Origin of the sequence: Streptomyces rishiriensis, from assembly GCF_030815485.1 — a bacterium.
GTDB lineage: Bacteria > Actinomycetota > Actinomycetes > Streptomycetales > Streptomycetaceae > Streptomyces > Streptomyces rishiriensis_A.
The window spans coordinates 7251185-7274020 of sequence record NZ_JAUSWV010000002.1; the positions used below are offsets into that span (position 1 = coordinate 7251185).

Genomic DNA, 22836 nt, shown 5'->3' on the forward strand with positions numbered 1-22836 from the left:
CGACGGGCAGGTGACGTGCCGTCACGGCCGCCGTCACCAGCCCGAGGCGGTGTGGACGACGGCCGTGGCGGTCTCATCGCCCCAGGCCAGCTCCCGCAGCAGCGCCGCGGTCCCTTCCTCCGGATCGATCAGCCGGATGCCGCGCCGGGCGTACTCCCGCGCCAGCTCCGCCCCCACCATGCCGGCGTGCCCGGCCGCGGGCGCCCACGGACCCCAGTGCACGGTCACCGCGCGGTGCCCGGTGCGGGCGGCGAAGGCCGCGCCGAGGGTCTCCAGCGCGTCGTTGGCGGCCGCGTAGTCCACCTGCCCGCGGTTGCCGAGCACGGCCGAGATCGAGCCGAACAGCACGGTGAACGCCGGTGCGCCGGGCAGCTCCTCCAGCGCGGTGAGCAGGGCGGCCGCGCCGGTCGCCTTGGTGCCGTAGACACGCTGGAAGGAGTCGGCGGACTTCTCCGCGACGAGCCGGTCCTCGATCACTCCGGCCGCGTGCACCACGCCGTCCAGCCTGCCGTGCTCGGCGTGGATCTCCTTCACCGCCTGGAGCACCGCGCCGGGTTCCCGGAAGTCGACGGAGCGGTAGCGGGCCCGGCTGCCGAGCGCCGTGAGTTCGGTGAGCGTGGCGGTGATCTCCCGCTGCGCCAGCAGGAGTTCGGCGGCGCGGTTGATCTCCGCCGGCTTGGCGCCGCCGCGCGCGGCGAGCGCGGCGCGCAGCTCCGCCGGGGTGCGGGCGGCCGCGGTGTCCGCGTCCTCGGGACCGTCCGGCGCGGGGGTCCGGCCGAGCAGCTCCAGACGGCAGCGGGCGGCACGGGCGAGCGTGACGGCGAACTGCGCGGTGATGCCCCGCGCCCCGCCCGCGAGCAGGACCACCGAGTCCCGGTCCAGTCCGAGCGCCGCCGCCTCGGCGGCCCCGTCTCCGGCCGGTCCGGCGCCCGTGCTGCCCAGCGTGCCGAGCGGTGCCTCCACCAGTTCGAAACCGTGCCGGCCGGCCGCCGTCCGCCACACCACCGGGGTGCGGTCCGGCGCGACGGCCTCCGCGACCACGGCGTCCGCGACGGCGGACGGCGTGGCGTCCCAGAGGTCGACGACCCGGGCGACCAGCTCCGGATACTCGCGCGCCACGGTCCGGAACAGGCCGCGCAGTCCGGCGGTCCGGGGGTCGGGCGTCCCGCCGTCGGCGGTCCGCACGGCCAGCAACCAGCGCGGGCCGCGGGCCAGGGCCGCCTTCAGCACGGGGAACGCGTCCGGCAGGACGGGACTGTCGTCGGGGCCGTCGTCGGGGCCGTCGAGGGCACCCAGGTAGAGCACGCCGTCCACCGGCCCGTCCGCCTCGGTCAGGACGTGATCCCGGGCGCGTACGGCGACGTCGGCGCCGTGGGACACCAGTCGGGCCGCGGCCTCGGGGGCCCGGCCGAGAAGGATCCAGCGGGTGCCGGAGAGCGCGGGGGAGGGGACGGCGGGGGCGCCGGAGCCGGCGTCGAGCAGGACCGGCCGCAGCACGTGCCGCCTGGGCGGCTCGCCGGTCACCTCCCGCGGGGCCCGCACGGACGTCCCGGACCGCGTGTCCGCGGCCGTCACCGTCACCGCCGCCGCTGCGGGCTCGGCGGCGGGCGCGGGCGCGGCCGGTCCGTCCAGCCTGGCGGTCAGCCAGTCGGTGACCGCGGCGGCCGTCCGCGCCTTCGCCAGCTCCTCCAGCTGGTCGTCGTCCATCGACGCGAGGTCCGCGCCGGCCCCGCCGCCCAGGCGCTTGGCCAGTTCGCCCGCGATCTCGGCCCGCTTGATGGAGTCGATGCTGAGGTCGGCCTCGAGGTCGAGGTCGGGCTCGATCATGTCCACGGGGTAGCCGGTGCGTTCGCTGATGATCTCCAGGACGACCTGCCGGACGTCGAGGGGCCCGGTGGCCGGGGTCGGTTCGGGAGCCTCGGTCGGCTCCGCCGTGACGGCAACCGACACCGCGGGCGCCGCGGGGAGCCGGGGCGCCGCCTGGATCACCTCCGGCGCCGCCGCCACGGGCGGTGCGGGCTGCGCGCCCGGGGCGGCTCCGAAGTAGGTGAGCAGTACGTCCCGTTGGGCGGCGATCATCTCCCGGCTGGTGCGCAGGAACTCGGAGACGAGCGCGTCCCGGTCGGACGGGACGCCGTGCGGGGGGTTGGTCGGCACAGTCGCCACCGTCCTCTCGAGGGGTTCCACGACTCGTCGGGCCGGTGCGAGCGCACCGGGAAGGAGCGCGCCGGCGGCGGTGCGGACCAGCTGTCCGTCGACCGTCCAGCCGGGCCGTTTCGGCACGGGGGTCCGTACCGCGTCGACGGCGTCCCGGCCGCGCAGCAGCCACCCGGCGCGTACCGGCAGGCCCGCGACGGCGAGCCGGGCCAGGGCGTCCAGCCAGCCGCCCAGACCGCCGCCGGGGCGGGGTTCGCAGGCCACCGTGCGGTGCGGGCGGTCACCGAGGATCTGCCCCACCAGCCGGGTCAGCACCGCCCCGGGACCGGCCTCGACGAAGATCCGCGCGCCCGCCGCGTACATCCCCTCGATCTGTTCGGCGAAGGCGACCGGCGCTCCGATCTGGGCGGCGAGTCCGGCCCGTACCGCGTCCGCGTCGGTGGGGTACGGCGCGGCCGTGCGGTTGGACCACACCGGGAACTCGGGCGCGTGCACCGGCCGGGCCGCCAGCGCCTCGGCGAACCGCTCGGCCGCACCGGCGACCAGCGGGCTGTGGAAGGCGCAGGCCACGGGGATCCGCTTGGCCCCGAGACCGGCCTCGCGCAGCAGCCGCACGGTCTCGGCGACGTCGTCCGAGGGGCCCGAGACCACCGTCTGCTCGGGCGAGTTGCGGTTGGCGACGACCACTGTGTCCGGCGCCCGCGCCGCCGCGAGTGCCCGTGCCACCTTCTCGGCACCGGCCGCGACGGCGGCCATGGCCCCCGGATCGCCCCCGGCGGACTCTGCGGATCCGTCCGCGCCGGCGGCTTGGAGGATGGCCGTCGCCCGTTCCGCGCTCAGGTCCAGCAGGGTTTCGGGGCTCAGCGCGCCGGCCGAGCAGAGGGCGACCAGCTCGCCGTAGCTGTGCCCGGCGGCCATGTCCGGGCGCACCCCGGCCGCGGTGAGCACGGCGTGCGCGGCGAGCCCGGCGACGCCGAGAGCCGGCTGCGCCACCCGGGTGTCGGTCAGCGCGGCCTGCTGACGGTCGCGCACCGCGTCGTCGAAGGCTGCCGGCGGATACAGGGTGTCGGCGTGTGCGCGGGCGAGCTCCAGGTACGGCCGCAGCTCGGGGAAGGCGACGAACAGGTCGGCGAGCATGCCGGTGCGCTGGCTGCCCTGGCCGGGGAAGAGGAAGGCGACCTTGGAGTCCCCGAGGCCGTCGGGGTCCTCGGGTCCGGCCCGGTGGATCCCCCGCGCGGGGTCGTGGGCGGCCGGATCGGCGCAGACCCGTCGCAACTTGCCGACCAGGTCGTCCACGTCCGTCGCCACGACCGCGACCTGCGCCGGTTCACCGCTCGCGTCCGACCGTCGCGCGGCGCCGAGCGCCAGGTCCCGCAGGCGCCACGGCCGGCCCTCCGTCTCCGCGGCCGTGAGGAGTTCGTCCACGGTGCGGGCGGCCGCGGCGGCGTCCCGTCCGCGGAAGACGAACAGTTCGGCCGGCCAGGCGTCCGCGCCCCGCACCGGCGGCACGCCGTCCGCGTAGGCGCTCAGCACCACATGGAAGTTGGTGCCACCGAAGCCGAACGCGCTGACCCCGGCGACGCGTTCCCCGGCGGGCGCCGCCCAGGGCCGGGCCCGTGCGTGGAAGGCGAAGGGGCTGCCGGCCGGGTCCCAGGCCGCGTTCGGGGTTTCGACGTGCAGGGTGGGCGGTGTGACGCCGGTGTGCAGGGCCAGCAGTGTCTTGATCAGGCCGGCGAGTCCGGCGGCGCACTTGGTGTGCCCGATCTGCGACTTCACCGAGCCGATCGCACAGCCGCCCGGTCGTGCCCCGGCCTCCTCGAACACCTCGCTGAGTATGCGCAGTTCGGTGCGGTCGCCGACCACGGTCCCGGTGCCGTGCGCCTCGACGAGCCCGACGTCGGCCGGGGAGACCCCCGCGTTGCGGTAGGCGCGTTCCAGGGCGGCGCGCTGGCCTTCGGGCCTGGGCGCCGTGAGGCCGAGCGAGCGGCCGTCGCTTGAGGAACCGAGCCCCTTGATCACGCCGTAGATCCGGTCGCCGTCGCGTTCCGCGTCCGCGAGCCGCTTGAGGACGACGCAGGCCACGCCCTCGCCGAGTGCGATGCCGTCCGCCGAACCGTCGAAGGCACGGGAGCGGCCGGTCGGGGACAGGGCGTGCACGGACGAGAAGAGGACGTAGTCGTTGATGCCGTTGTGCAGGTCGGCACCGCCGCAGAGCACCACGTCGGAGGTGCCGCCGACGAGTTCCTTGCAGGCGACGTCCACCGCGGCCAGCGAGGAGGCGCAGGCGGCGTCGACGGTGTAGTTGGCGCCGCCGAGGTCGAGCCGGTTGGCGATCCGCCCGGAGATGACGTTGGCGAGCATGCCGGGGAACGAGTCCTCGGTGAGCTGCGGGAGCTGGTCGTCGAGGCCCGCCGGGACGCTGCCGTAGTAGGAGGGCAGCACCGCCCTCAGCGTGGCCGCGTTGGACAGGTCGCTGCCCGCCTCCGCGCCGAACACCACCGAGGTGCGGGAGCGGTCGAACTCCCGCTCCCCTTCCCCGTATCCGGCGTCCTCCAGGGCGCGCCGGGCCGCCTCCAGGGACAGCAGCTGGACCGGCTCGACGCTGCCGAGCGAGGTGGGCGGGATGCCGTACCGCAGGGGGTCGAAGGGGATGCGGGGCAGGAAGCCGCCCCACTTCGACGGGGTCGATTCGCCGTGGTGGACGGCCGGATCCCAGCGGTCGGCCGGGACTTCGCCGACCGCGTCCACGCCCCCGACCACGTTCGCCCAGAAGGTGGGCAGGTCGGGTGCCTGCGGGAACATGCAGGCCATGCCGACGACGGCGATGTCGAGCGGGGCCGGGGCGGCCGGCTCCCCGAGCGTCTGCGCGTGACCCGACTCGGCCGCGCGCCGCGTGAGATGCTCGACGGCGCCGGTCGTCACCGACGCGTGCAGCGCGGCGACCGTGGTGGTCGCCGAGCGCAGCACGGCCACCTCCCCGGCCATGAACATGCCCTCGGCGAGCTGGCGTTGCTCGTCGACGGGGGTGAGCGAGCCGTCGGTGTCGCGGGTGACGCCCTTGCTCGCGATGCGCAGCCGGCCGACGTTGAGCCGTTCCAGGGCCTCCCAGATGTGCCGGTCCCCCGTGCCCCCGGCCCGCAGCCGGGTCTCCTCGTCGCGGTAGCCGGCCGCGAACGGGCTCGGCACGCAGCGGGTGGCGTGTCCCGGCGCCGACTCCAGGAGCGTGGTGCGCTCGGCGGCCATCACCTGCCGCTGGAAGAGCGGCCGGATCGCGCCGTGGGACACGGCCTCCGCGGTGAACAGGTACGCGGTGCCCATCAGCACGCCGACGGCCGCTCCGCGGGCGGTCAGCGGAGCCGCGAGCGCGGCGACCATCGCCGCCGACCGTTCGTCGTGGACCCCGCCCGCGAAGAACACCTCGAGGTCCTCGACCCCGCGGCCCTGCGACCAGTCGTCGAGGACGGCCAGTTGGGCCTCCCAGAGCGGGAAGCTGCCGCGCGGTCCGACGTGCCCGCCGCACTCCGAGCCCTCGAACACGAACCGGCGTGCCCCGGCCTCCAGGAACTGCCGCAGCAGCCCCGGCGACGGCACGTGCAGGAAGGTCCGGATGCCGTCCCGCTCCAGCGCCTGAGCCTGGGACGGCCGGCCCCCCGCGATGATCGCGTGCGTCGGACGCAGCTCCCGCACGGCCTCCAGTTGTGCGGCGCGCACGTCCTCCGGCGCGAAGCCGAGCACGCCCACGCCCCAGGGCCGGCCGGCCACCGCGTCCCGGGTCGCGGCCAGCATCGCCCGTGCCCGCTCGCCGTCCGCCAACGCCAGCGCGAGGAAGGGCAGCGCCCCGTCGGCCGCCACCGCCGCGGCGAACGCGGCCCCGTCGCTCACCCTCGTCATCGGCCCCTGGGCGAGGGGGAGGCGGGTGCCGAGCGCCCGGCTCATCGGCGACCCGGACCGCAGCGCCCGGCCGGCCGTGTCGTCGCGCACCGTGTCCAGGACCGCCTCCCGCAGCGCCCGCAGGGTCCGCCGCACATCGCCCCAGCGTTCGGCGAACCGCGCGGCGAGGAAGCCGTCCTGGCCCACCGGGAGCAGCTGTCCGCGTGGATCCTGAGCGCCGAGCAGGGCCGCCACCTCCTGCGGATGCGCGTCCTCCGCGAGCCGCGGGGCGTCCGGTCCGCGCCGCAGCAGGACCCGGTGTCCGGCGCGGACGACGGTCTCGGAGCCGTCCAGGGTGCGCAGCGTCGCCGCGGCCGGTTCGGGCAGGGCCGACTCGGCCAGCAGCGCGAGCTGGCTGTCCAGGACGACGCCGGCCGCGCCGCCGGCCACCGCGGCGGCGGCCGTGCGCGGGCCGATGCCGCCGCACGCCCACACCGGCGAGGTCACCTCGGGCGCGGCGAGGAGCTGCTGGAGCAGGACGAAGGTGCTCAGTTCGCCGATCCGGCCACCGCTCTCGGCGCCGCGGGCGATCAGGCCGTGCGCTCCGGCGCCTAACGCTTCCCGGGCGCCCGCCAGGTCGGTGACCTCGACCAGTACGCGGTGGCGCCCCGCGAGGCCGGCGATCGCCCAGGCCGCCTCGTCGCTCCCCGGGGCCTTCGCGGCCCGCGCCGCCTCCGGCGAGAGGACCACCGTGTGCGGGCCGTCGGGCTCCAGGTCGGCCGGGGTGAGCCGGCAGTGTGCGCCGACCCGGACGCCGAAGGTGCCCGGACAGGCGCGGCGCAGGCGGGACAGGGCTTCGCGGGCTCTTCGGTCACCGGATCCCAGGTCGAGTACGCCGAGCCCGCCGGCCCGGTCGATCGCCAGGGCGAGCCCGGCATCGGGTTCGCCGAAAGGAGTTATGCCGATGATCATGTCCTCGGAACGCACAGCAGACGTCATGATTCTCCGAATCAAGGGTGAGACTGCACGGTGGGGGGTTCGGGACAGCAATGGCGGCTCACCGGATTCCCGCGGGCAGAGATCCACCGCGGAACGCCGTTCTCAAGCGTGCTCGAAACGCGTTGAAAGGTAGTGGGCTTGTTACTCACTGGTCAACGTTCGAACGATCGGCCGGTATCCAGCCGCAATGATTCGGTCAGTCGTCAGCTCCGGACCAGGGCGTAGGAAATCGGATGAATTCCTTTCGGGACCGGCCCCGTTCACCGTCCACTCACACCCCGGAAACAAGGACGAACGCAGGAAATGGGTTCCTCTGGACCGCTTGTCCGAATCGCCACGCACATTCCCGGCGGCGCCCGGGTGGCGCGGAAAATTCCGTGTGTCGGTCCCGGAGTGACCGGGAAAGGCTTGTGCTGTCGACGGTGCGCGAGTCGTCCTGTGAGACGGCCTTGACGCGGGCCGAACCCGCCGCCAGGACGGGAACGACCACGGAGTCGAGCCGGTCCCCGGGAGGTCGCCGACCGCCCCCGCGGACAGGCCGAGTTCGACCGGACGGACCAACCGGCCCGGTCGGGGGAGACAGGTCGAGGGGCCGTACGGGTCCCGGGCGGCGATGTACGGAGTGTTGCCCCCGTGACCGATGTGACAATCAGCCCATAGTGCCCGTATGACGCGTACCCGTACGGCGCTGCTCTGCGCCGCCGCTCTTCTCGCCTCCACCCTCCAGGCCGCGGCCGCGACCGCCGCCCCCGATCACCACGACCGGGCCTGTGCCGCCACCCGGAAGCCGCAGGGTCAGGCGCGCGAGGTCCTCCGGCTCGTCCGCGAGGCCCGCAAGGAACTCGGCCTCAAGGCCGCCCTCGTCAAGGTCACGGTCGGCGGACGTGAGCTCGTCACCGGCGCGGACGGCGAGTCCCTCACGCAGGTGCCGGCGACGCCCGCCATGCACTTCCGGACCGGCTCGGTCGGCATCGCCTTCATGGGCACGGTGCTGCTCCAACTCGTCCAGGAGCACAAGGCGCGCCTCGACGACCCGGTCTCCCGCTGGCTGCCCGACCTGCCGCACGGCGACAAGATCACCCTGCGGATGCTCGGCGACTCGACCTCGGGCCTGCACGACTACGTCACCGACCCGTTGTTCCTGAGGAAGCTCTATGCCGACCCCTGGCAGCACTGGGCCCCCGAGGAGGTCGTCGGGATCTCCCTCAGCCACCCCCTGTGGTACCGGCCGGGCACCAACTGGAGCTACTCGCACGCCAACTTCGTCCTGCTCGGCCGCGCCCTGGAGAAGATCTCCCGCACCCCGCTCGACCGCCTCCTGCGCGAACGCGTCATGAAGCCCCTCAAGCTGCGCAACACCCGCAGCAACGACACCGCGCTCATCCCGCCGCCCGTGCTGCACGCCTACGACGACGAACGCGGCACCTACGAGGAGTCCACCTACTGGAACCCCTCCTGGACCACCGCCCCGGGCGCGATCCTGACCCAGGACATCTGTGACCTGGCCCGCTCCGGGCAGGCCGTCGGCTCGGGCGAACTGCTCTCGAAGCAGTCCTTCCGCACCCAGCTGGACCCGGGCACCATCGGCCTCGGACACGCCACCGCGAACTGCCCCGCCACGGTCTGCGTGCCCATGACCGAGGACTTCCACTTCGGCATCGGCGTCGTCGTCAAGAACGGCTGGGTGGTGCAGAACCCGTCCTTCTTCGGCTACGCGGCCGTGATGGCGTACGAGCCGCACAAGCGTCTGTCCATCGCGGTGTCCACGACGGTGGGCCCCGACGCCCCCGAGGGCAACACCGCCCAGACGATCACCGAGCGCATCGCGGACCTGCTGGATCCGCGGTACCCGCTGTCCTGACCCTCCCGGTCAGCGCCCGGCGCGCACCCCGTCCAGGGCGATGGCCAGGACGCGGTCGCGCTGGGCGTCGTCCACGAAGGCCGTCGCGGTGATCCCGGCGACCATCCGCAGCAGATCGCCGAAGTCCATGTCCGCGCGGGCGGCCCCGGCCCGCTGGGTCCGCTCGAACAGCGGGCCGCCCGCCGCGTACATCGACTCGCGGCAGGCCTGGAAGATCTCCGACTCGCCCTCCAGCGCCTCGCGCACCGCCCGCTTGGTGACCATGTAGCCGGCGAACCGCTCGAGCCACGCGGTGAGCGCCTCCCACGGCTCCAGATCGGCGAACTCCACGGCCGACCGGCACAGCGCGTTGACCTCGTCCGCGTACACGCTCTCGAACAGAGCCCGGCGGGTCGGGAAGTTCCGGTACAGCGTGCCGATGCCGACGCCCGCGCGCCGGGCGATGTCCTCCAGCGACGCCTCCGAGCCGTGCTCGGCGAACGCCTCGCGCGCGGCGGCCAGCAGCGCGTCGTAGTTGCGGGCCGCGTCCTTCCGGGCGGGGCGCTGGGCCGCGACGATCTCGCTGATGGGGAACTGCTGAGCCGGCACTGCTGCCTCCTGGGCGGGACTCGGTTGAACCGGAGGGATGCCTCCGCTAGAGTGGAGGGGTGCCTCCACTTTAGCAGTCCGAGGCCTCTTCTCCTCTTTCCGGGTTCTTCCGAGAGGCTTGTCATGCCCCGCAAGTCCACCCGCCTCACCTTCGCGGTCCTCGCGACCGGTGCCGGCGTGTTCTCCATGCTCCAGTCGCTGATAGCGCCGGCCCTGCCGACCGTGCAGCACGCGCTGCACACCTCGCAGTCCACCGCGACCTGGGTGATGACCGCGTATCTGCTGTCCGCGTCCGTCTTCACGCCGATCCTCGGCCGGGTCGGCGACCTGATCGGCAAGAAGCGCACCCTCGTCGGGGTCCTGCTCGCCGTCCTGGCCGGCTGTCTGCTCGCCGCGCTCGCGCCGACCATCGGCGTCCTGATCCTCGCCCGGGTCGTCCAGGGCGTCGGCGGCGCCCTGTTCCCGCTCTCCTTCGGCATCATCAGGGACGAGTTCGCCCCCTCCCGGGTGCCCGGCAGCATCAGCAACCTGTCCGCCGTGATCGCCGCCGGCGGTGGCGTCGGCATGGTCGCGGCCGGACCGATCGTCTCCGCGCTCGACTACCGCTGGCTGTTCTGGATCCCCGTCGGCATCGTCGCGGCCACCACGCTCATCGCCCTGCGCTATGTGCCCGAGTCGCCCGACCGGGCGGAGGGAAAGGTCAGCTGGCTCGGTGCCGTGCTGCTCTCCGGCTGGCTGGTCGCCCTGCTGCTGCCGCTCAGTCAGGCGAGCGGCTGGGGCTGGGGCTCGGCCCGGGTGATCGGCCTGTTCACCGTGGCCGTGGCGCTGTTCGCGCTGTGGCTGTTCACCGAGGCCCGCTCCCGCAACCCGCTGATCGACCTGCGCATCATGCGGCTGCCGGCCGTGTGGACCACCAACCTCGCCGCCCTGCTGTTCGGCGCGGGCATGTACGCGATCTGGTCCTTCCTGCCCGGGTTCGTGCAGACCCCGAGCACGGCCGGGTACGGCTTCGGCGCCGGCGTCACCGCCTCCGGGCTCCTCATGCTGCCGATGCTGCTCGCGATGTTCGTCTCCGGCGTGCTCAGCGGCCGTCTCGAGCCCCGCGTGGGTGCCAAGGCGCTGCTCACGGCCGGTGCCGCACTCGGTGCGTTCGCCCTGGGCTTCCTCGCCCTCTGGCACGACGAGCAGTGGCAGGTCGCCCTGGTGGCGGGCGTGTTCGGCCTCGGCATAGGCCTGGCCTTCGCGTCGATGGCCAACCTGATCGTCGGCAGCGTGCCCGCCGGGCAGACCGGCGCCGCCACCGGCATGAACGCCAACATCCGCACCATCGGCGGATCCATCGGAGCCGCCGTCACCGGCGTCCTGGTCACCGGCCACCTCCAGGCGTCGGGCTTGCCCCACGAATCCGGTTACACCCACGGATTCACCCTGCTCGCGGTGCTCTGTCTGGGCGCCGCCCTCGCCGCCCTGCTGGTCCCGGTCCGCCGCGCGAGCCGACTGCCCGGACCGGCCGCCCAACAGGCGCCGACCGCCGCACCCACCCCGGTACGGTAGGCTCTACCCGCGCGTTCCCGCAGCTCACCGCCGCGGCAACGCCTCGGGACGTGGCGCAGCTTGGTAGCGCACTTGACTGGGGGTCAAGGGGTCGCAGGTTCAAATCCTGTCGTCCCGACTGTACGAAGTCACCGATGCGGAGGCTGTACCGGACCGTTCCGGTACAGCCTCTCGTCGTCTCAGGACTCGAGGATCCTGCGCTTCTGCTCCTCGAACTCCGCCTCGGTGAGGACGCCCTGGGCCTTGAGCTCACCGAGTTGCTTGAGCTGGTCGATCTTGCTGCTCATGTCGGCCGGCTGGGCGGCCGGGGGAGGAGCGGCGGCCGGCGTCGGCTGCGGGACCGCCTGGTAGTCCTGCTGCGCCCAGCGCCCCTGCTGGCGGCGTGACACACGGTTCGACACGGCGGTCGCGGTGCCGGCCACTACGGCTGTGCGGGCGACCCCGCGGAGGAGACCTGGCACGGCGGTTTCCTTTCTCGCCGGAGACATGTGAACGAGACGCCTGCTCCGGCCGACGCGCGACGGCCGGCGCAGCGCACCGGACAGCTCCATTGGACCACCGTCGCATTCCCCCCGCATGTCGGCCCCGGCGCTGAACTGCGCGAATACCGGTGTTCTGCCGGGTTTGCGCTTCCCGTGGCAAGCTGAAATCCGGGCAACCGAACGGCCACATGTCAGTGGCGAGATGTATGTGGGAGGAGCCCCAGATGACCGCTACCGGAGTGCACCACGGACACGGAACGGCAAGGAGCGGCGGAGCGTGGGTGGCCGGCTGGACCGGTTTCGCCGGAGTCATGATGATCTTCGGTGGGCTGATGGCGATATTCCAGGGGATCGCCGCCATCGCCGAGGACGACGTCTTCGTCGTCACCCGCGACTACGCGTACAACTTCAACCTGACGAGCTGGGGCTGGATCCATCTCGTCCTCGGCGTTCTGGTCGCGCTCGCGGGCGCCGCTCTGTTCCGTGGCGCGGTGTGGGCACGCGTCGTCGGCATCGCCGTGGCCGGCCTGTCGATGATCGCCAACTTCATGTGGCTGCCGTACCAGCCGGTCTGGGCCATCGTGCTGATCGCCGTGGACGCCTTCGTCATCTGGGCGCTGTGCATCGGGACGGGGCGGGAGACCCGCGCCGAGTAGCCGGACCGTTCGCGCCGCGCGTTCGACCGGCTCGTTCGCGAGGTCGCGCGTTCCACCCGGGCGCGCGGCGCGTTCGACCAGCCCGGGCGCGCGGCGCCCTCGACCGGCCCCTTCGCGCCGAGCGTTCGACCGCCTGGGGCGCGGCGCGTTCGACCGGTCCGTCCGGCCAGCCCGTTCGCCCGGTTCGCGCGACCCGGGCGGCGGGCGTTGGGCCGTTCGGCGCGGGCGGCCACCCCGGGTGGCTGAGAGGGACAGGCGCCACCGTGCCGTACCGGATCGCGCGTGTTTTCGTTGTCGGGCGGATTCGTCTGCGTATCCGCCGGATGTCCGCGTCGGCACGCACAGGGAGACATGAGTGGAAACCAGCGGCAGCGACGATCGCCGGCCCCTTGGCCCGCTGCTCCTCACAGGGCAGAAGGCGTTGGTGACGGGCGCGAATTCCGGCATCGGAAAGGCCACGGCGATCGGCCTGGGGCGGGTGGGCGCCGATGTGGTCGTGAACTACGTGGCGGGGCGGGACGCCGCGGAGGAAGTGGTGCGCGAGATCGAGGGCTTCGGTGTCCGCGCCTACGCGCACGAGGCCGACGTGTCGCAGGAGGACCAGGTCGTCGACATGGTCGCCCGGATGGTCGAGGAGTTCGGGACCATCGACGTCATGGTCGCCAATGCGGGCCTCCAGCGGGACGCCCCCGTCACCGACATGACCCTGGACCAGTGGGGCAAGGTCCTGGACGTCAATCTGACCGGACAGTTCCTGTGCGCCCGCGAAGCGGCCAGGGAATTCATGCGGCGCGGGGTCGTCCCGGAGGTCTCCCGGTCCGCCGGGAAGATCATCTGCATGAGTTCGGTCCACCAGATCATCCCCTGGTCGGGCCATGTGAACTACGCGTCGTCCAAGGGCGGGGTGCAGATGCTCATGGCGACCCTCGCGCAGGAGCTCGCGCCGCACCGGATCCGGGTGAACGCCGTCGCTCCCGGAGCGATCCGCACGCCCATCAACCGCGACGCCTGGGACACCCCCGAGGCCGAGGCCGATCTTCTCCGGCTCATCCCCTACGCCCGCGTCGGCGACCCGGAAGACATCGCGAACGCGGTGGCCGCCCTGGCCTCCGACCTCTTCGACTACGTGGTCGGGACCACGCTCTACGTCGACGGCGGCATGACGCTGTTCCCCGGATTCGCCACGGGCGGCTGAGACCCGCCACGCCCCCAGCCATCCGGGACGAGCCACCGAGGACCATGTGAACAGCGCGATCGACCACGTTCTGGCGGACGGCCCCGCGCAACTGCTGCCGGCCCGGGAGCTGATGGCCTTCACCCTGGGCTCCCACATCCTGCTCGTGCCCTTCGGCGTGGCCCTGCCCGCCGTCACCCTCCTGATGCACTACCGCGGTCTGCGCAGGGGTGACGCCGTAGCCCTGCTGCTCGCGCGGCGCTGGTCGGCGGTCATGGCCGTCCAGTTCGCCATCGGCATCGTGACCGGCACCGTCCTCTCCTTCGAACTCGGGCTGCTGTGGCCGGGGATGATGGGCCGTTGGGGCGATGTCTTCGGCCTCGGCTTCGGGGTCGAGGCCTGGGCGTTCTTCCTCGAGGCGATCCTCATCGCCATCTACCTGTACGGCTGGCGCCGGCTGAAGCCGTGGACGCACTTCTGGCTCGCCGTGCCGCTGCCGCTGGCCGCCCTGATGGGTGCGTTCGGCATCGTGGCCGCGAACTCCTGGATGAACACCCCGCGCGGCTTCACGCTCGACGCGGCCGGCAACCCCGTGGACGTCGACGTACGGCGGGCGATCTTCACGCCGATGTTCGGCCCGGAGTACTGGCACTTCGTGGTGGGCGTGGTGCTGACCGCCGGCTATGTCGTCGCCGGGGTGTACGCGGTCGGCTGGCTGCGGGGCCGCCGGGACCGCTACCACCGGCTCGGCTTCACCGTGCCGTTCTCCGTCGCCGCGATCCTGACGCCCGTGCAGTTCCTGCTCGGGGACTCGATCGCCCGCTCCGTCTTCCACAAGCAGCCGGTGAAGTTCGCGGCCACCGAGATCGTCTGGAAGACCGGCACCCATGTGCCGGAGTACATGTTCGGACGCCTGCGGTCCGACGGAACGATCGCCGGCGGGATCAGGATCCCCCAACTGGACTCGCTCCTGGCCGGTTTCAGTACGGACACCAAGGTGACGGGCCTGTCCTCGGTCCCGGCGGGCGACCGCCCGACGGCGACCCAGGCCACGATCGCGCACTGGGCGTTCGACATCATGGTGACCGTCGCGAGCCTGCTCCTCCTGCTCGCGCTCTGGTACGGCTGGTGCTGGCTCCGCCGCCGTGACCTGCCCCGGTCACCGTGGTTCTTCCGCTGCGCGGCGCTGGCCGGCGGAGCCTGTCTGCTGACCGTGGAATGCGGCTGGATCACCACCGAGGTGGGCCGGCAGCCCTGGATCGTCTACCAGAACATGAGGGTCGCGGAGGCGGTGACGGACGCGCGCGCCTCGACCCTGTGGACGATGCTCGGCATCGTCGTGGTGCTGTACGTCCTCGTGTTCGGCGCCTTCCTGACCGTCCTGCGGAGGATGAGCGGACGGTGGCGGCTGGCCGACGAGGGCGCTCTCGCGGCGGCCGGCACCGGGGACGTCGAGGGCGACACCCCCTACGGGCCGCGGCCGTTGTCCCCGACCGGCGGCGGGGACGGGGGCCCCGCATGACCGAGGACGCCGTCGCCTGGGTGCTGCTGGCCGCGGTCACCGCCTACGCCTGCGCCGGCGGCACGGACTACGGCGCCGGATTCTGGGACCTGCTCGCGGGCGGCGCCGAGCGGGGCAGGCGTCCGAGGTGGCTCATCGACCACGCCATGGAACCGGTGTGGGAGACCAACAACGTCTGGCTCGTCTTCATCCTGGTCATCATGTGGACCGGCTTCCCGGTCCTGTTCCAGACGGTCTTCACGGCCATGTGGCTGCCGCTGGCACTGGCGGCCGTGGGACTCGTCCTGCGCGGCGCCGGGTTCGCCCTGCGCAAGCCCACCCGGCGCCTCGCCGGGCGCAGGGTCTACGGCGCCGCCTTCGCCGTCTCCTCGCTGCTGACGCCGTTCTTCCTCGGAGCGGCGGTCGGCGGGCTGGCCACCGGCCGGGTCGCGCCCGGCACGAAGGCGTCGGCCGAGGCGTGGTCCAACGGCACGTCCGTGATCGCCGGCCTGCTGACCGTCGCCGCGACCGCCTTTCTCGGGGCGGTGTTCCTCACCGCCGACGCCCGCCGTTTCGACGCCGCCGACCTGGTCGGATACTTCCGGCTGCGGGCCTGGTGCAGCCTGGGCGCCCTCGCCGTCCTGGCGGTCGTGGGCCTGGTCGTGACCCGCGACGACGCGCGCTACGTCCACGACGGGCTGACCAGCGGGACCGGCCTCGCTCTCGTCCTGATCGCGGTCGCCGGCGCGCTGGCCACCGCCGGGCTGCTGTACCGCACGGCCACGGGATGGGCGAGGATCACCGCCGTCGGCAGCGTGGCCCTCACCGTCGTGGCCTGGGGGCTGGCCCAGCGGCCCTATCTCATCCCCACCTCGCTGACCGTGTCCGAGGCGGCCGGCGCGACGACGACGCTGCGCTGGCTGCTGCTGGTCACGGCCGTCGCCGTGGTGCTCGTCGGACCGCCCCTCGTCCTGCTCTACCGGCTGGACACCGCCGGGGTCCTCCAGCCCCTCACCGAGGCGGACCTGCGGCGGACGGCGGCCGGACGGGAGCCCGAGAACCCGTGACCGGCGGCGGCGAGCCGGTGCGCGGAGCCGGGCAGGGGCCCCCGGTCGTCCTGGTCGTCGGCGTGTCGGGTTCCGGGAAGTCCACCGTGGGCCGGGCCGTCGCCGAGCGGCTCGGAGTGACGTTCGTCGAGGGCGACGACTTCCACAGCACCGCCGGCGTCGCCAAGATGACCGCGGGCCACGCCCTCGACGACGCGGACCGCGCGCCCTGGCTGCGTGCCCTGGCCGACCGCATCCGGCGCTCCGCCGAGGCGGGGGAGGGGCTGGTCGTCGCCTGCTCGGCCCTCAAGCGGGCGTACCGGGACGAACTCCGGACGGCCTCGGGTGCCCGGCTCTGGTGCCTCTACCTCGCCCTGGACCGGGACACCGCACGCGACCGCGTGGCCCGGCGCACCGGTCACTTCATGCCGGCCGGGCTGGTCGACTCGCAGTTCGCGGCGCTGGAGCCCCTGGAACCGGACGAGCCGGGCCTGACCGTGGACGCCACGGCCGCCCTTGCGGCCGCTGTCGCCCGGGTGGGGGCCGCCGTCGCCTCGCTCGGGCGGTCCACGGGCCGCTGACGGTCAGGCGCTCAGGAGTACGGCGACGTCTCCCGGCCGCGGCGTCGGACCGGCGGCACGGGTGACGGCGAGGAGGCGTCCGTCACCCCGCACCAGGAACAGCATCCGGTGTCCGGGCGGAAGGGCGCCGTCGAAGCGATGCGTCACGACCCGGGCACCGCGGGCGTGCCGACGGGCCAGTTCGGGTCCGGTCAGGTCCGGATCGAAGAGCACCTCGCCGCCCGCGTAGGGCGTGATGACACCCTGGTTCTCCGCGGGCGGCCGCAACCGGTGGACCGTCCCCTCGACGCTGCCCTGGAGGCGCGTGGCCGCCAGGGCGTTGAAGTCGTCCTCGCCGGTCAGGAGCAGGACTCCGGTGAGGCCCTCGAGTTCGGCGCCCTCGCCCGTGGCCGCGGCGAACAGCTCTCCCGGGGCGAGTTCGATGCCGGCGCCCCGGATGCTGTCCCGTTCCGCCTCCCGCCCGGCCCACATCACCACGTCCAGCCCGGCCGACCGCAGGGCCCGTCCCAGATCGACCACCCAGGGATCGCCGCCCACGAGCAGCGGCCGCGAACGCGCCGGGCGCACCACACCCAGCCGCCCGGCCACCGGCGCCGCGCTCAGCCCGTACAGGGTGACGGTGGCGACGATCACCACGAACGTGGCCGGCAGGATCTTCGCGGCGCCACCGACGCCCCGGTCGACCAGCGTCGCCGAGAACGTCGAGGCGGTGGCCGCGGCCACGATTCCGCGCGGGGCCATCCACCCGAGGAAACCCCGTTCCCCGGCCGTCAGATCGGTTCGCCATGCCGACACGGCCGCGACCAGGGGGCGGGCCGCGAACACCAGGACCGCCACGAGCCCCAGCGTCGGCAGCAGCACGTGCCGCAGGGACTGGGGGCTGACGGTGGCCGAGATGGAGATGAACAGCAGTCCGATGACCAGATTCACGAGGGTCTCGAAGAACGGCCGCCGGGCGGTGGCGCCCCCGCCGGGCAGATTCGCCACCGCCAGCCCCATCAGGACGGCGGCGATGAGCCCTGTGTCGTCCCGGACGATGTCACAGGCGGCCGCCACGCCGATCACCGCGGCGAGCTGCACCGTGGTGGCGAGTACCTCCCCGAGCCGGAACCCGCGCAGCGCCACCGTCAGGACAGCCGCTCCGACGATGCCTCCGGCCACCCCCACCGCCGTGCTGACGGCGAAGGAACCGACCCGGCTGCCGAAGCCGCCGGGGCCGCCGGCCGTGACGGCGTGGAAGACCAGCGCCCCCAGGATGCCGCCCACGGGATCGATCAGCGACCCCTCCCAGACGAGGATCCGCCGCAGTCGTTCCGTGGGGCGGACGAAGGCGAGCAACGGGCCGACGACCGTCGGTCCGGACACCACGAGGATCGCTCCGAGCATCACCGCCGCGCCCTGTGACATCCCGAGCAGCGGCATGGCCACGAGGGCCGCCGCAGCGCCGGTGACCAGCGCGCCGAACCAGATCAGCCGCACCACGACCCGGCGGGTGTGGCCCCTGAACCCGCCCAGGTCCAGGCCGAGTCCGGCGTCGTAGAGGATCACCGCGACGGCCAGCGAGACCAGCGGGGAGAAGGTGCTGCCCAGAAGCCGCTCGGGGTCGACGTCGTCGGTCAGCGCGCCCGCGGTGAAGCCGACGGGCAGCAGAACGATCAGCGCGGGGACACGCAGACGGTTCGCCAGCACCTGGGAGCCGACGGCCAGCACGACGATCAGGCCGAGGCCGAGGAACACCTCGTCTTCTGTCACCGCGGCCGGTGTCCTACGGTGTCGGCGGCCGGGCGTCGTCCGTCTCGTCCAGCGCGGCCAGTACGGCCGGTACCGGGATCCGTCCGGAGGCGACCAGCTGCGCGCCACCGCGTCGCAGGGCGGTGGCGAAGGGCGCGGCCCACAGGTTCTCGTACACCAGGATCGCCGCGGAGTTGCCGGGGCTCAGCGCGCCGCCGGCCTCCTCGATGTCGTCCTGGCCCAGCAGACCCGAGGAGGCGCCCTCGAAGACGGCCAGGTCCAGAGCGCCGTCGCCGGTGAGGTCGGCGATCTCCAGGCCGACCACGGATCCGTCCTCGTCCTTGCGGACGAACAGCAGATCGAGGATCCGGATGAGGCCGCGGTCCACCAGATCGACCAGCAGCGGAAAGCCCTCACCGGTCATGCGGTTTCCGGGGAACTCGACCACGACGTAGTCGATCGGTCCCATTTCGACGAGTTCTTCGGTCACGGCTTCACCCCTGGGTGGGTGGTCATGGCGTTCGGCGTTGCCCTGTCCTGGCACTTCATTGCAGCATCGGACGGAGGCGGCCGCACCTCGGTGCCCGCCCGCACCGCCGGCCCACTCGTTGACGCGCCGGGTCGCCGGGCCCGAGCGATCCGGCGTGCGGGGACCCGGAAGCTGCCGGAGGGTGAGGACATGCGGACGACCGGCGAGCTGAGCGAGGCGGACTTCCGGCGTCTGTACCGGCGCCTGCGCGACACCTCCCCCGGCGGCGCCGCCCGCCGGGGCGCCCTGGACACGATCACCGGGGAACACGTTCGGGCCGCCGTGCGCGAGGTGCGGTCGGGGCGCACGGTGTCGCTCGCCTCTCCCGTGAACACCCGTACCGCACCCGACGACCCCGAACCGGCCGAACACCGCCTCACCTCTCCGGTGGGTGGCCGCCCCCGGGGGAGCGGCCTGGAGTTCGCCCGCGACCGCTTCGCCATGAACGTCCACGGCGACGTGGACAGCCACCTCGACGCCCTGTGCCACGTCGTCTACGACGGCACTCTGCACGGCGGGGTGCCGGCGGGGGACGTGCTGTCGCCGAAGGGAGCGAGCGCCCTGTCCGTCGACCTCGCCCGCGACGGCATCGTCGGACGCGGGGTGCTCCTCGACATCCCCCGGCTGCACGGCGTCCCCTGGCTCGAGCCAGGAGCGCAGGTGGCGGCCGAGGACCTCGCCGCCGCCGAAGAACGGCAGGGGGTCCGGGTCGGCCGCGGCGACATCCTGCTCGTACGGGTAGGACACCGCCTGCGCCGCGAGGAGCTCGGCCCCTGGGACGTGGCCGGCGCCCGTGCCGGACTCCATCCGACGGCCATGGAGTTCCTGGCCGAGCGGGAGGCGGCCGTGCTCGGCGGCGACGGCAACAACGACAGCGCGCCCAGCGCGGTCCACGGGGTCGCGTTCCCGGTCCACGTGCTGGGCATCCACGCCATGGGACTGCACCTGCTGGACTATCTGCGCTTCGAGGACCTCGCGCCCCTCTGCGCGCGGGAGGGCCGCTGGTCGTTCCTCTGCGTCATCGCCCCGCTCCGGCTGCCCGCGGCCACCGGTTCTCCCGTCAACCCCCTCGCGATCCTGTGACGCCGGTCGTTCCGTTCACGTTCACGTTCACGCACGAGGCGGCGTGCCGTCCCGCCGTCCCGGCTCACCCGACCGGCCCGACTCGCCGGGGACATCGCCCGGAGATACCTTGGTGACCGGGCCGGACGGCCCCTTCCCCGGCGGGTCCGGCGCATGCTCCGAGGACGGTGGCCGGCATGACCGAGACGCAGCACTACGACGTCATCATCATCGGGACGGGTGCGGGCGGTGGCACCCTCGCCCATCGGCTGGCCCCCACCGGCAAACGGGTTCTCCTTCTCGAACGCGGGGGCTATCTGCCCCGCGAACGGGACAACTGGGACTCCACCGCGGTCTTCGTCAAGGGGAAGTACCGTGCCCCGGAGTTCTGGTACGACAAGGACGGGAGACAGTTCCCGCCCGAGGTCAACTACTACGTGGGAGGCAACACCAAGTTCTACGGCGCCGCGCTCTTCCGGCTGCGCCCCGAGGACTTCGGTGAACTCCGCCACCACGACGGCCTGTCCCCCGCCTGGCCACTGAGCTACGAGGAACTCGAGCCCTACTACACGCAGGCCGAACATCTCTACCTCGTCCACGGCCGGCACGGCGAGGACCCCACCGAGGGACCCGCCGGCGCCCAGTACGCTTACCCGCCGGTCCGGCACGAGCCGCGCATCCAGCGCCTCAGCGACGACCTGGAGAAGCAGGGGCTGCATCCCTTCCACCTCCCGATCGGGGTGAACCTCACCCAGGACGACGGGGGCCGGGCCACCCGCGACAGCGCCTGTATCCGCTGCGACCGGGTCGACGGATTCCCCTGCCTGGTCGGCGCGAAGTCCGACGCACAGGTCATCTGCGTCGACCCGGCCCTCGAACACCCCAACGTCGAGATGGTCACCCATGCGCAGGTGCGGCGGCTGGAAACGGACGCGACCGGCCGCAGCGTCACCTCGGTCGTCGCCAGAGTCGGAGAGCCGGGAGACCCGGACGCCTCCACCGTGGAGTTCCGCGGCGACATCGTGGTGGTCGCCTGCGGTGCCGTCAACTCGGCGGCGCTGCTGCTGCGTTCGGCCGACGACCGGCATCCGCGGGGACTGGCCAACAGCTCGGACGTGGTGGGCCGGCACTACATGCGGCACAACAACCTGGCCCTGATGGCCGTTTCCAGGGAACCGAACGACACCAGGTTCCAGAAGACCCTGGCGCTGCACGACTGGTACCTGGGATCCGACGACTGGGACTATCCCCTCGGGGGCATCCAGATGCTCGGCAAGTCCGACTCCGAGCAGATCCACGGCGAAGCGCCCCGCTGGGCCGGGGCGGTGGCCCCCGACATGCCCTTCGAGGTGCTCGCCCACCACGCGGTCGACTTCTGGCTGTGCGGAGAGGATCTGCCCGCCGCCGGAAACCGCGTCACCCTCGACCGGGACGGCGGCATCCACCTGGCCCTCGACGAGAAGAACAACACCGCCGGACTGGACCGCCTGCGCCACAGACTCCAGGGCATGCTCGGTCACCTGGGCATGGACGAACACCATCTCCTGTCGCACAGCCTCTATCTGCACAAGGGCATGCCCATCGGCGCCACCGCGCACCAGGCGGGCACGGTCCGCTTCGGCGACGACCCCGCCGGTTCCGCTCTCGACGTCCACTGCAAGGCCCACGACCTGGACAACCTCTACGTCGTCGATACGAGCTTCTTCCCGAGCATCGGGGCGGTCAACCCCTCGTTGACGGTCATCGCCAACGCCCTGCGCGTCGGCGACCACCTCGCGGAGCGGTTGGCCTGACGCACGCCGGGCCGGCCCGTCCGACGGCCACCGGTGAAGGCCCGCCGGGACTTCACGCGGACCTCGCAGCGGGTCTCACGGGAACACGTGCACCACCTCGATCAAGCCCACGACATGGGCGTTGAACTCGTCCAACTCCTCGGCGGGTACCCATAGTTCCAGGATCGTCCGGCCGCCGGCCTGCCGTACCGGATACCTGCTCAGGAACGCGGAGTCGACCTGGAACCGGGTGACATAGCCGGCGCCGTCGTGCTTGACGTTCCAGTCCCGCGCGATCCTGATGGCGTAGTCCTCGTCGAGGACCGGGTAGAAGATCGGCTGCTCGGGCAGCCGGGGCGGCCAGGCCCGCCAGCCGAGCTCGCGCACCAGTTCCAGCTCTCTGGGCCCGGTGGGACGCCAGAGGGTCGTGGTGGCTCGGGGGTGCCGGCTGGTCATGGAACCGCTCTCCGGGTGTGGGCGACCGCCGGTGCGGTCGGTCGCGGGCCCCGACGGTATCGGCCGGTCCGTCCCGGCCGCCACGGACTTTCGGGCCCCCGTCGGCACCGCCGCGCCGACGTCCGTCACGGCTGCCGCCGCGTGGGGCGCGCGACGACCTCGGTGAGATAGCAGCGCAGCATCGCCTTCGCCTCGTCGAGGAGGTCCGTGTCACCACCCGGGTCGCGACGGAAGGCCTCCTGGGCGAGGGCGTCGGCGGCGAGGATCGCGGCGTGGCAGGCCCGCGAGAGCGTCTCGTCGTCGGGGGCGACTCCCAGCGCGAGCAGCACCCGGCGGACCCCGTCGGCCATCCGCCGCTTGTGCTCACGGTCCGCGGCCCGCGTCCGCTCGGTCAGTCCGCTGCCGAACCACAGGGCGCGGAAACCGTGTTCGGTGCGGTAGACGTGGGCGAACGTGTCGATGAGCACGCCCACGGGATCGTCCCACGGCTCACGCGCCGCGGTGCGGACCAGATCGTCCATGACCTCTTCGAGGCGGGCGAAGTAGCCCGCGGCGAGGGCGTCGATGATCGCGTCACGGTCGGGGAGGTACTGGTACAGCGAGCCGACCGACACCTTCGCCTCGGCCGCCACCCGCGTCGTGGTGAGCGCCTCGACGCCGTCGCCGACCAGGATGCGCTCGGCGGCCTCCAGCATCAGGGCCAGCCGCGCCCTGCTGCGCGCCTGCCGCGGCGTGCGGCGCAGGGGAGTGCCGCCGTCGGGACCCGTGGTCGCCTGGACCAAGGAACTGCCTCCTAACATGAACGTGACTTTGTTTC

General features: G+C 73.2%; 16 protein-coding genes and 1 tRNA gene. 10 read left to right on the plus strand and 7 right to left on the minus strand.

Features of this window, described 5'->3' with window-relative positions:
* Nucleotides 1-33 precede the first annotated feature (33 nt).
* Nucleotides 34-7026 carry an SDR family oxidoreductase gene (locus tag QF030_RS34640; RefSeq protein ID WP_307166496.1) on the minus strand — a complete coding sequence of 2331 codons (6993 nt, stop codon included), beginning with the start codon at nucleotides 7024-7026 and terminating at the stop codon, nucleotides 34-36.
* Nucleotides 7027-7693: 667 nt separating this feature from the next.
* On the opposite strand from QF030_RS34640, the gene QF030_RS34645 reads away from it, so the two are divergent.
* Nucleotides 7694-8887 (plus strand): serine hydrolase domain-containing protein, encoded by a 1194-nt coding sequence (locus tag QF030_RS34645; RefSeq protein ID WP_307166497.1) that lies wholly within the window; start codon nucleotides 7694-7696, stop codon nucleotides 8885-8887.
* 9 nt (nucleotides 8888-8896) lie between these two features.
* Here QF030_RS34645 and QF030_RS34650 read toward each other — a convergent pair whose 3' ends face one another.
* Nucleotides 8897-9475 carry a TetR/AcrR family transcriptional regulator gene (locus QF030_RS34650; RefSeq protein ID WP_307166498.1) on the minus strand — a complete coding sequence of 193 codons (579 nt, stop codon included), beginning with the start codon at nucleotides 9473-9475 and terminating at the stop codon, nucleotides 8897-8899.
* Between the two features lie 123 nt (nucleotides 9476-9598).
* Between QF030_RS34650 and QF030_RS34655 the strand changes: the two genes are divergently transcribed.
* Nucleotides 9599-11029, plus strand: coding sequence for an MFS transporter (locus QF030_RS34655; protein ID WP_307166499.1), 1431 nt, complete (start codon nucleotides 9599-9601; stop codon nucleotides 11027-11029).
* Between the two features lie 44 nt (nucleotides 11030-11073).
* A tRNA-Pro gene (locus QF030_RS34660) sits at nucleotides 11074-11147 on the plus strand.
* Nucleotides 11148-11208: 61 nt separating this feature from the next.
* On the opposite strand, the gene QF030_RS34665 is transcribed toward QF030_RS34660, so the two are convergent.
* A complete protein-coding gene (locus QF030_RS34665) occupies nucleotides 11209-11490 on the minus strand; it encodes an SHOCT domain-containing protein (protein WP_307166500.1) in 282 nt (93 codons plus the stop codon).
* A gap of 245 nt (nucleotides 11491-11735) precedes the next feature.
* On the opposite strand from QF030_RS34665, the gene QF030_RS34670 reads away from it, so the two are divergent.
* From QF030_RS34670 to QF030_RS34690, 5 genes are all read left to right on the plus strand, one after another.
* The gene (locus tag QF030_RS34670) at nucleotides 11736-12167 is read left to right on the plus strand and encodes a DUF7144 family membrane protein (protein ID WP_307166501.1); all 432 of its coding nucleotides are present in this window, start codon (nucleotides 11736-11738) and stop codon (nucleotides 12165-12167) included.
* A gap of 355 nt (nucleotides 12168-12522) precedes the next feature.
* Complete coding sequence (locus tag QF030_RS34675) at nucleotides 12523-13362, plus strand: SDR family oxidoreductase (RefSeq protein ID WP_307166502.1); 840 nt, start codon at nucleotides 12523-12525, stop codon at nucleotides 13360-13362.
* A gap of 46 nt (nucleotides 13363-13408) precedes the next feature.
* A complete protein-coding gene (locus QF030_RS34680; RefSeq protein WP_373428848.1) occupies nucleotides 13409-14863 on the plus strand; it encodes a cytochrome ubiquinol oxidase subunit I in 1455 nt (484 codons plus the stop codon).
* On the plus strand, nucleotides 14860-15909 hold the full coding sequence (locus QF030_RS34685) for a cytochrome d ubiquinol oxidase subunit II (protein ID WP_307166503.1): 1050 nt from the start codon (nucleotides 14860-14862) through the stop codon (nucleotides 15907-15909). The genes QF030_RS34680 and QF030_RS34685 overlap by 4 nt, the downstream gene beginning before the upstream one ends.
* Nucleotides 15906-16469, plus strand: a complete 564-nt coding sequence (locus QF030_RS34690; protein WP_307166504.1) for a gluconokinase — start codon at nucleotides 15906-15908, stop codon at nucleotides 16467-16469. Before QF030_RS34685 ends, QF030_RS34690 begins: the two co-directional genes overlap by 4 nt.
* A 3-nt stretch (nucleotides 16470-16472) precedes the next feature.
* On the opposite strand, the gene QF030_RS34695 is transcribed toward QF030_RS34690, so the two are convergent.
* Nucleotides 16473-18221, minus strand: coding sequence for a cation:proton antiporter (locus QF030_RS34695; protein ID WP_307166505.1), 1749 nt, complete (start codon nucleotides 18219-18221; stop codon nucleotides 16473-16475).
* A 13-nt stretch (nucleotides 18222-18234) separates the two neighbouring features.
* Complete coding sequence (locus QF030_RS34700; RefSeq protein WP_307167798.1) at nucleotides 18235-18669, minus strand: DUF6325 family protein; 435 nt, start codon at nucleotides 18667-18669, stop codon at nucleotides 18235-18237.
* A gap of 210 nt (nucleotides 18670-18879) precedes the next feature.
* On the opposite strand from QF030_RS34700, the gene QF030_RS34705 reads away from it, so the two are divergent.
* Nucleotides 18880-19812: a cyclase family protein gene (locus QF030_RS34705; protein WP_307166506.1), complete on the plus strand. Its 933-nt coding sequence runs from the start codon at nucleotides 18880-18882 to the stop codon at nucleotides 19810-19812.
* Between the two features lie 176 nt (nucleotides 19813-19988).
* Nucleotides 19989-21584 carry a GMC oxidoreductase gene (locus QF030_RS34710; protein ID WP_307166507.1) on the plus strand — a complete coding sequence of 532 codons (1596 nt, stop codon included), beginning with the start codon at nucleotides 19989-19991 and terminating at the stop codon, nucleotides 21582-21584.
* A 75-nt stretch (nucleotides 21585-21659) separates the two neighbouring features.
* On the opposite strand, the gene QF030_RS34715 is transcribed toward QF030_RS34710, so the two are convergent.
* Both QF030_RS34715 and QF030_RS34720 read right to left on the minus strand, forming a co-directional pair.
* On the minus strand, nucleotides 21660-22019 hold the full coding sequence (locus QF030_RS34715; protein ID WP_307166508.1) for a hypothetical protein: 360 nt from the start codon (nucleotides 22017-22019) through the stop codon (nucleotides 21660-21662).
* Between the two features lie 125 nt (nucleotides 22020-22144).
* A complete protein-coding gene (locus QF030_RS34720) occupies nucleotides 22145-22801 on the minus strand; it encodes a TetR/AcrR family transcriptional regulator (protein ID WP_307166509.1) in 657 nt (218 codons plus the stop codon).
* Nucleotides 22802-22836: the final 35 nt, after the last annotated feature.

What these genes read in the sequence shown, in the direction of transcription:
- QF030_RS34640 (WP_307166496.1), bottom strand. Translation starts at nt 7,026, where the DNA reads ATGACGTCTGCTGTGCGTTCCGAGGACATGATCATCGGCATAACTCCT.
- QF030_RS34645 (WP_307166497.1), top strand. Translation starts at nt 7,694, where the DNA reads ATGACGCGTACCCGTACGGCGCTGCTCTGCGCCGCCGCTCTTCTCGCC.
- QF030_RS34655 (WP_307166499.1), top strand. Translation starts at nt 9,599, where the DNA reads ATGCCCCGCAAGTCCACCCGCCTCACCTTCGCGGTCCTCGCGACCGGT.
- QF030_RS34670 (WP_307166501.1), top strand. Translation starts at nt 11,736, where the DNA reads ATGACCGCTACCGGAGTGCACCACGGACACGGAACGGCAAGGAGCGGC.
- QF030_RS34685 (WP_307166503.1), top strand. Translation starts at nt 14,860, where the DNA reads ATGACCGAGGACGCCGTCGCCTGGGTGCTGCTGGCCGCGGTCACCGCC.
- QF030_RS34700 (WP_307167798.1), bottom strand. Translation starts at nt 18,669, where the DNA reads ATGGGACCGATCGACTACGTCGTGGTCGAGTTCCCCGGAAACCGCATG.
- QF030_RS34705 (WP_307166506.1), top strand. Translation starts at nt 18,880, where the DNA reads ATGCGGACGACCGGCGAGCTGAGCGAGGCGGACTTCCGGCGTCTGTAC.
- QF030_RS34710 (WP_307166507.1), top strand. Translation starts at nt 19,989, where the DNA reads ATGACCGAGACGCAGCACTACGACGTCATCATCATCGGGACGGGTGCG.
- QF030_RS34715 (WP_307166508.1), bottom strand. Translation starts at nt 22,019, where the DNA reads ATGACCAGCCGGCACCCCCGAGCCACCACGACCCTCTGGCGTCCCACC.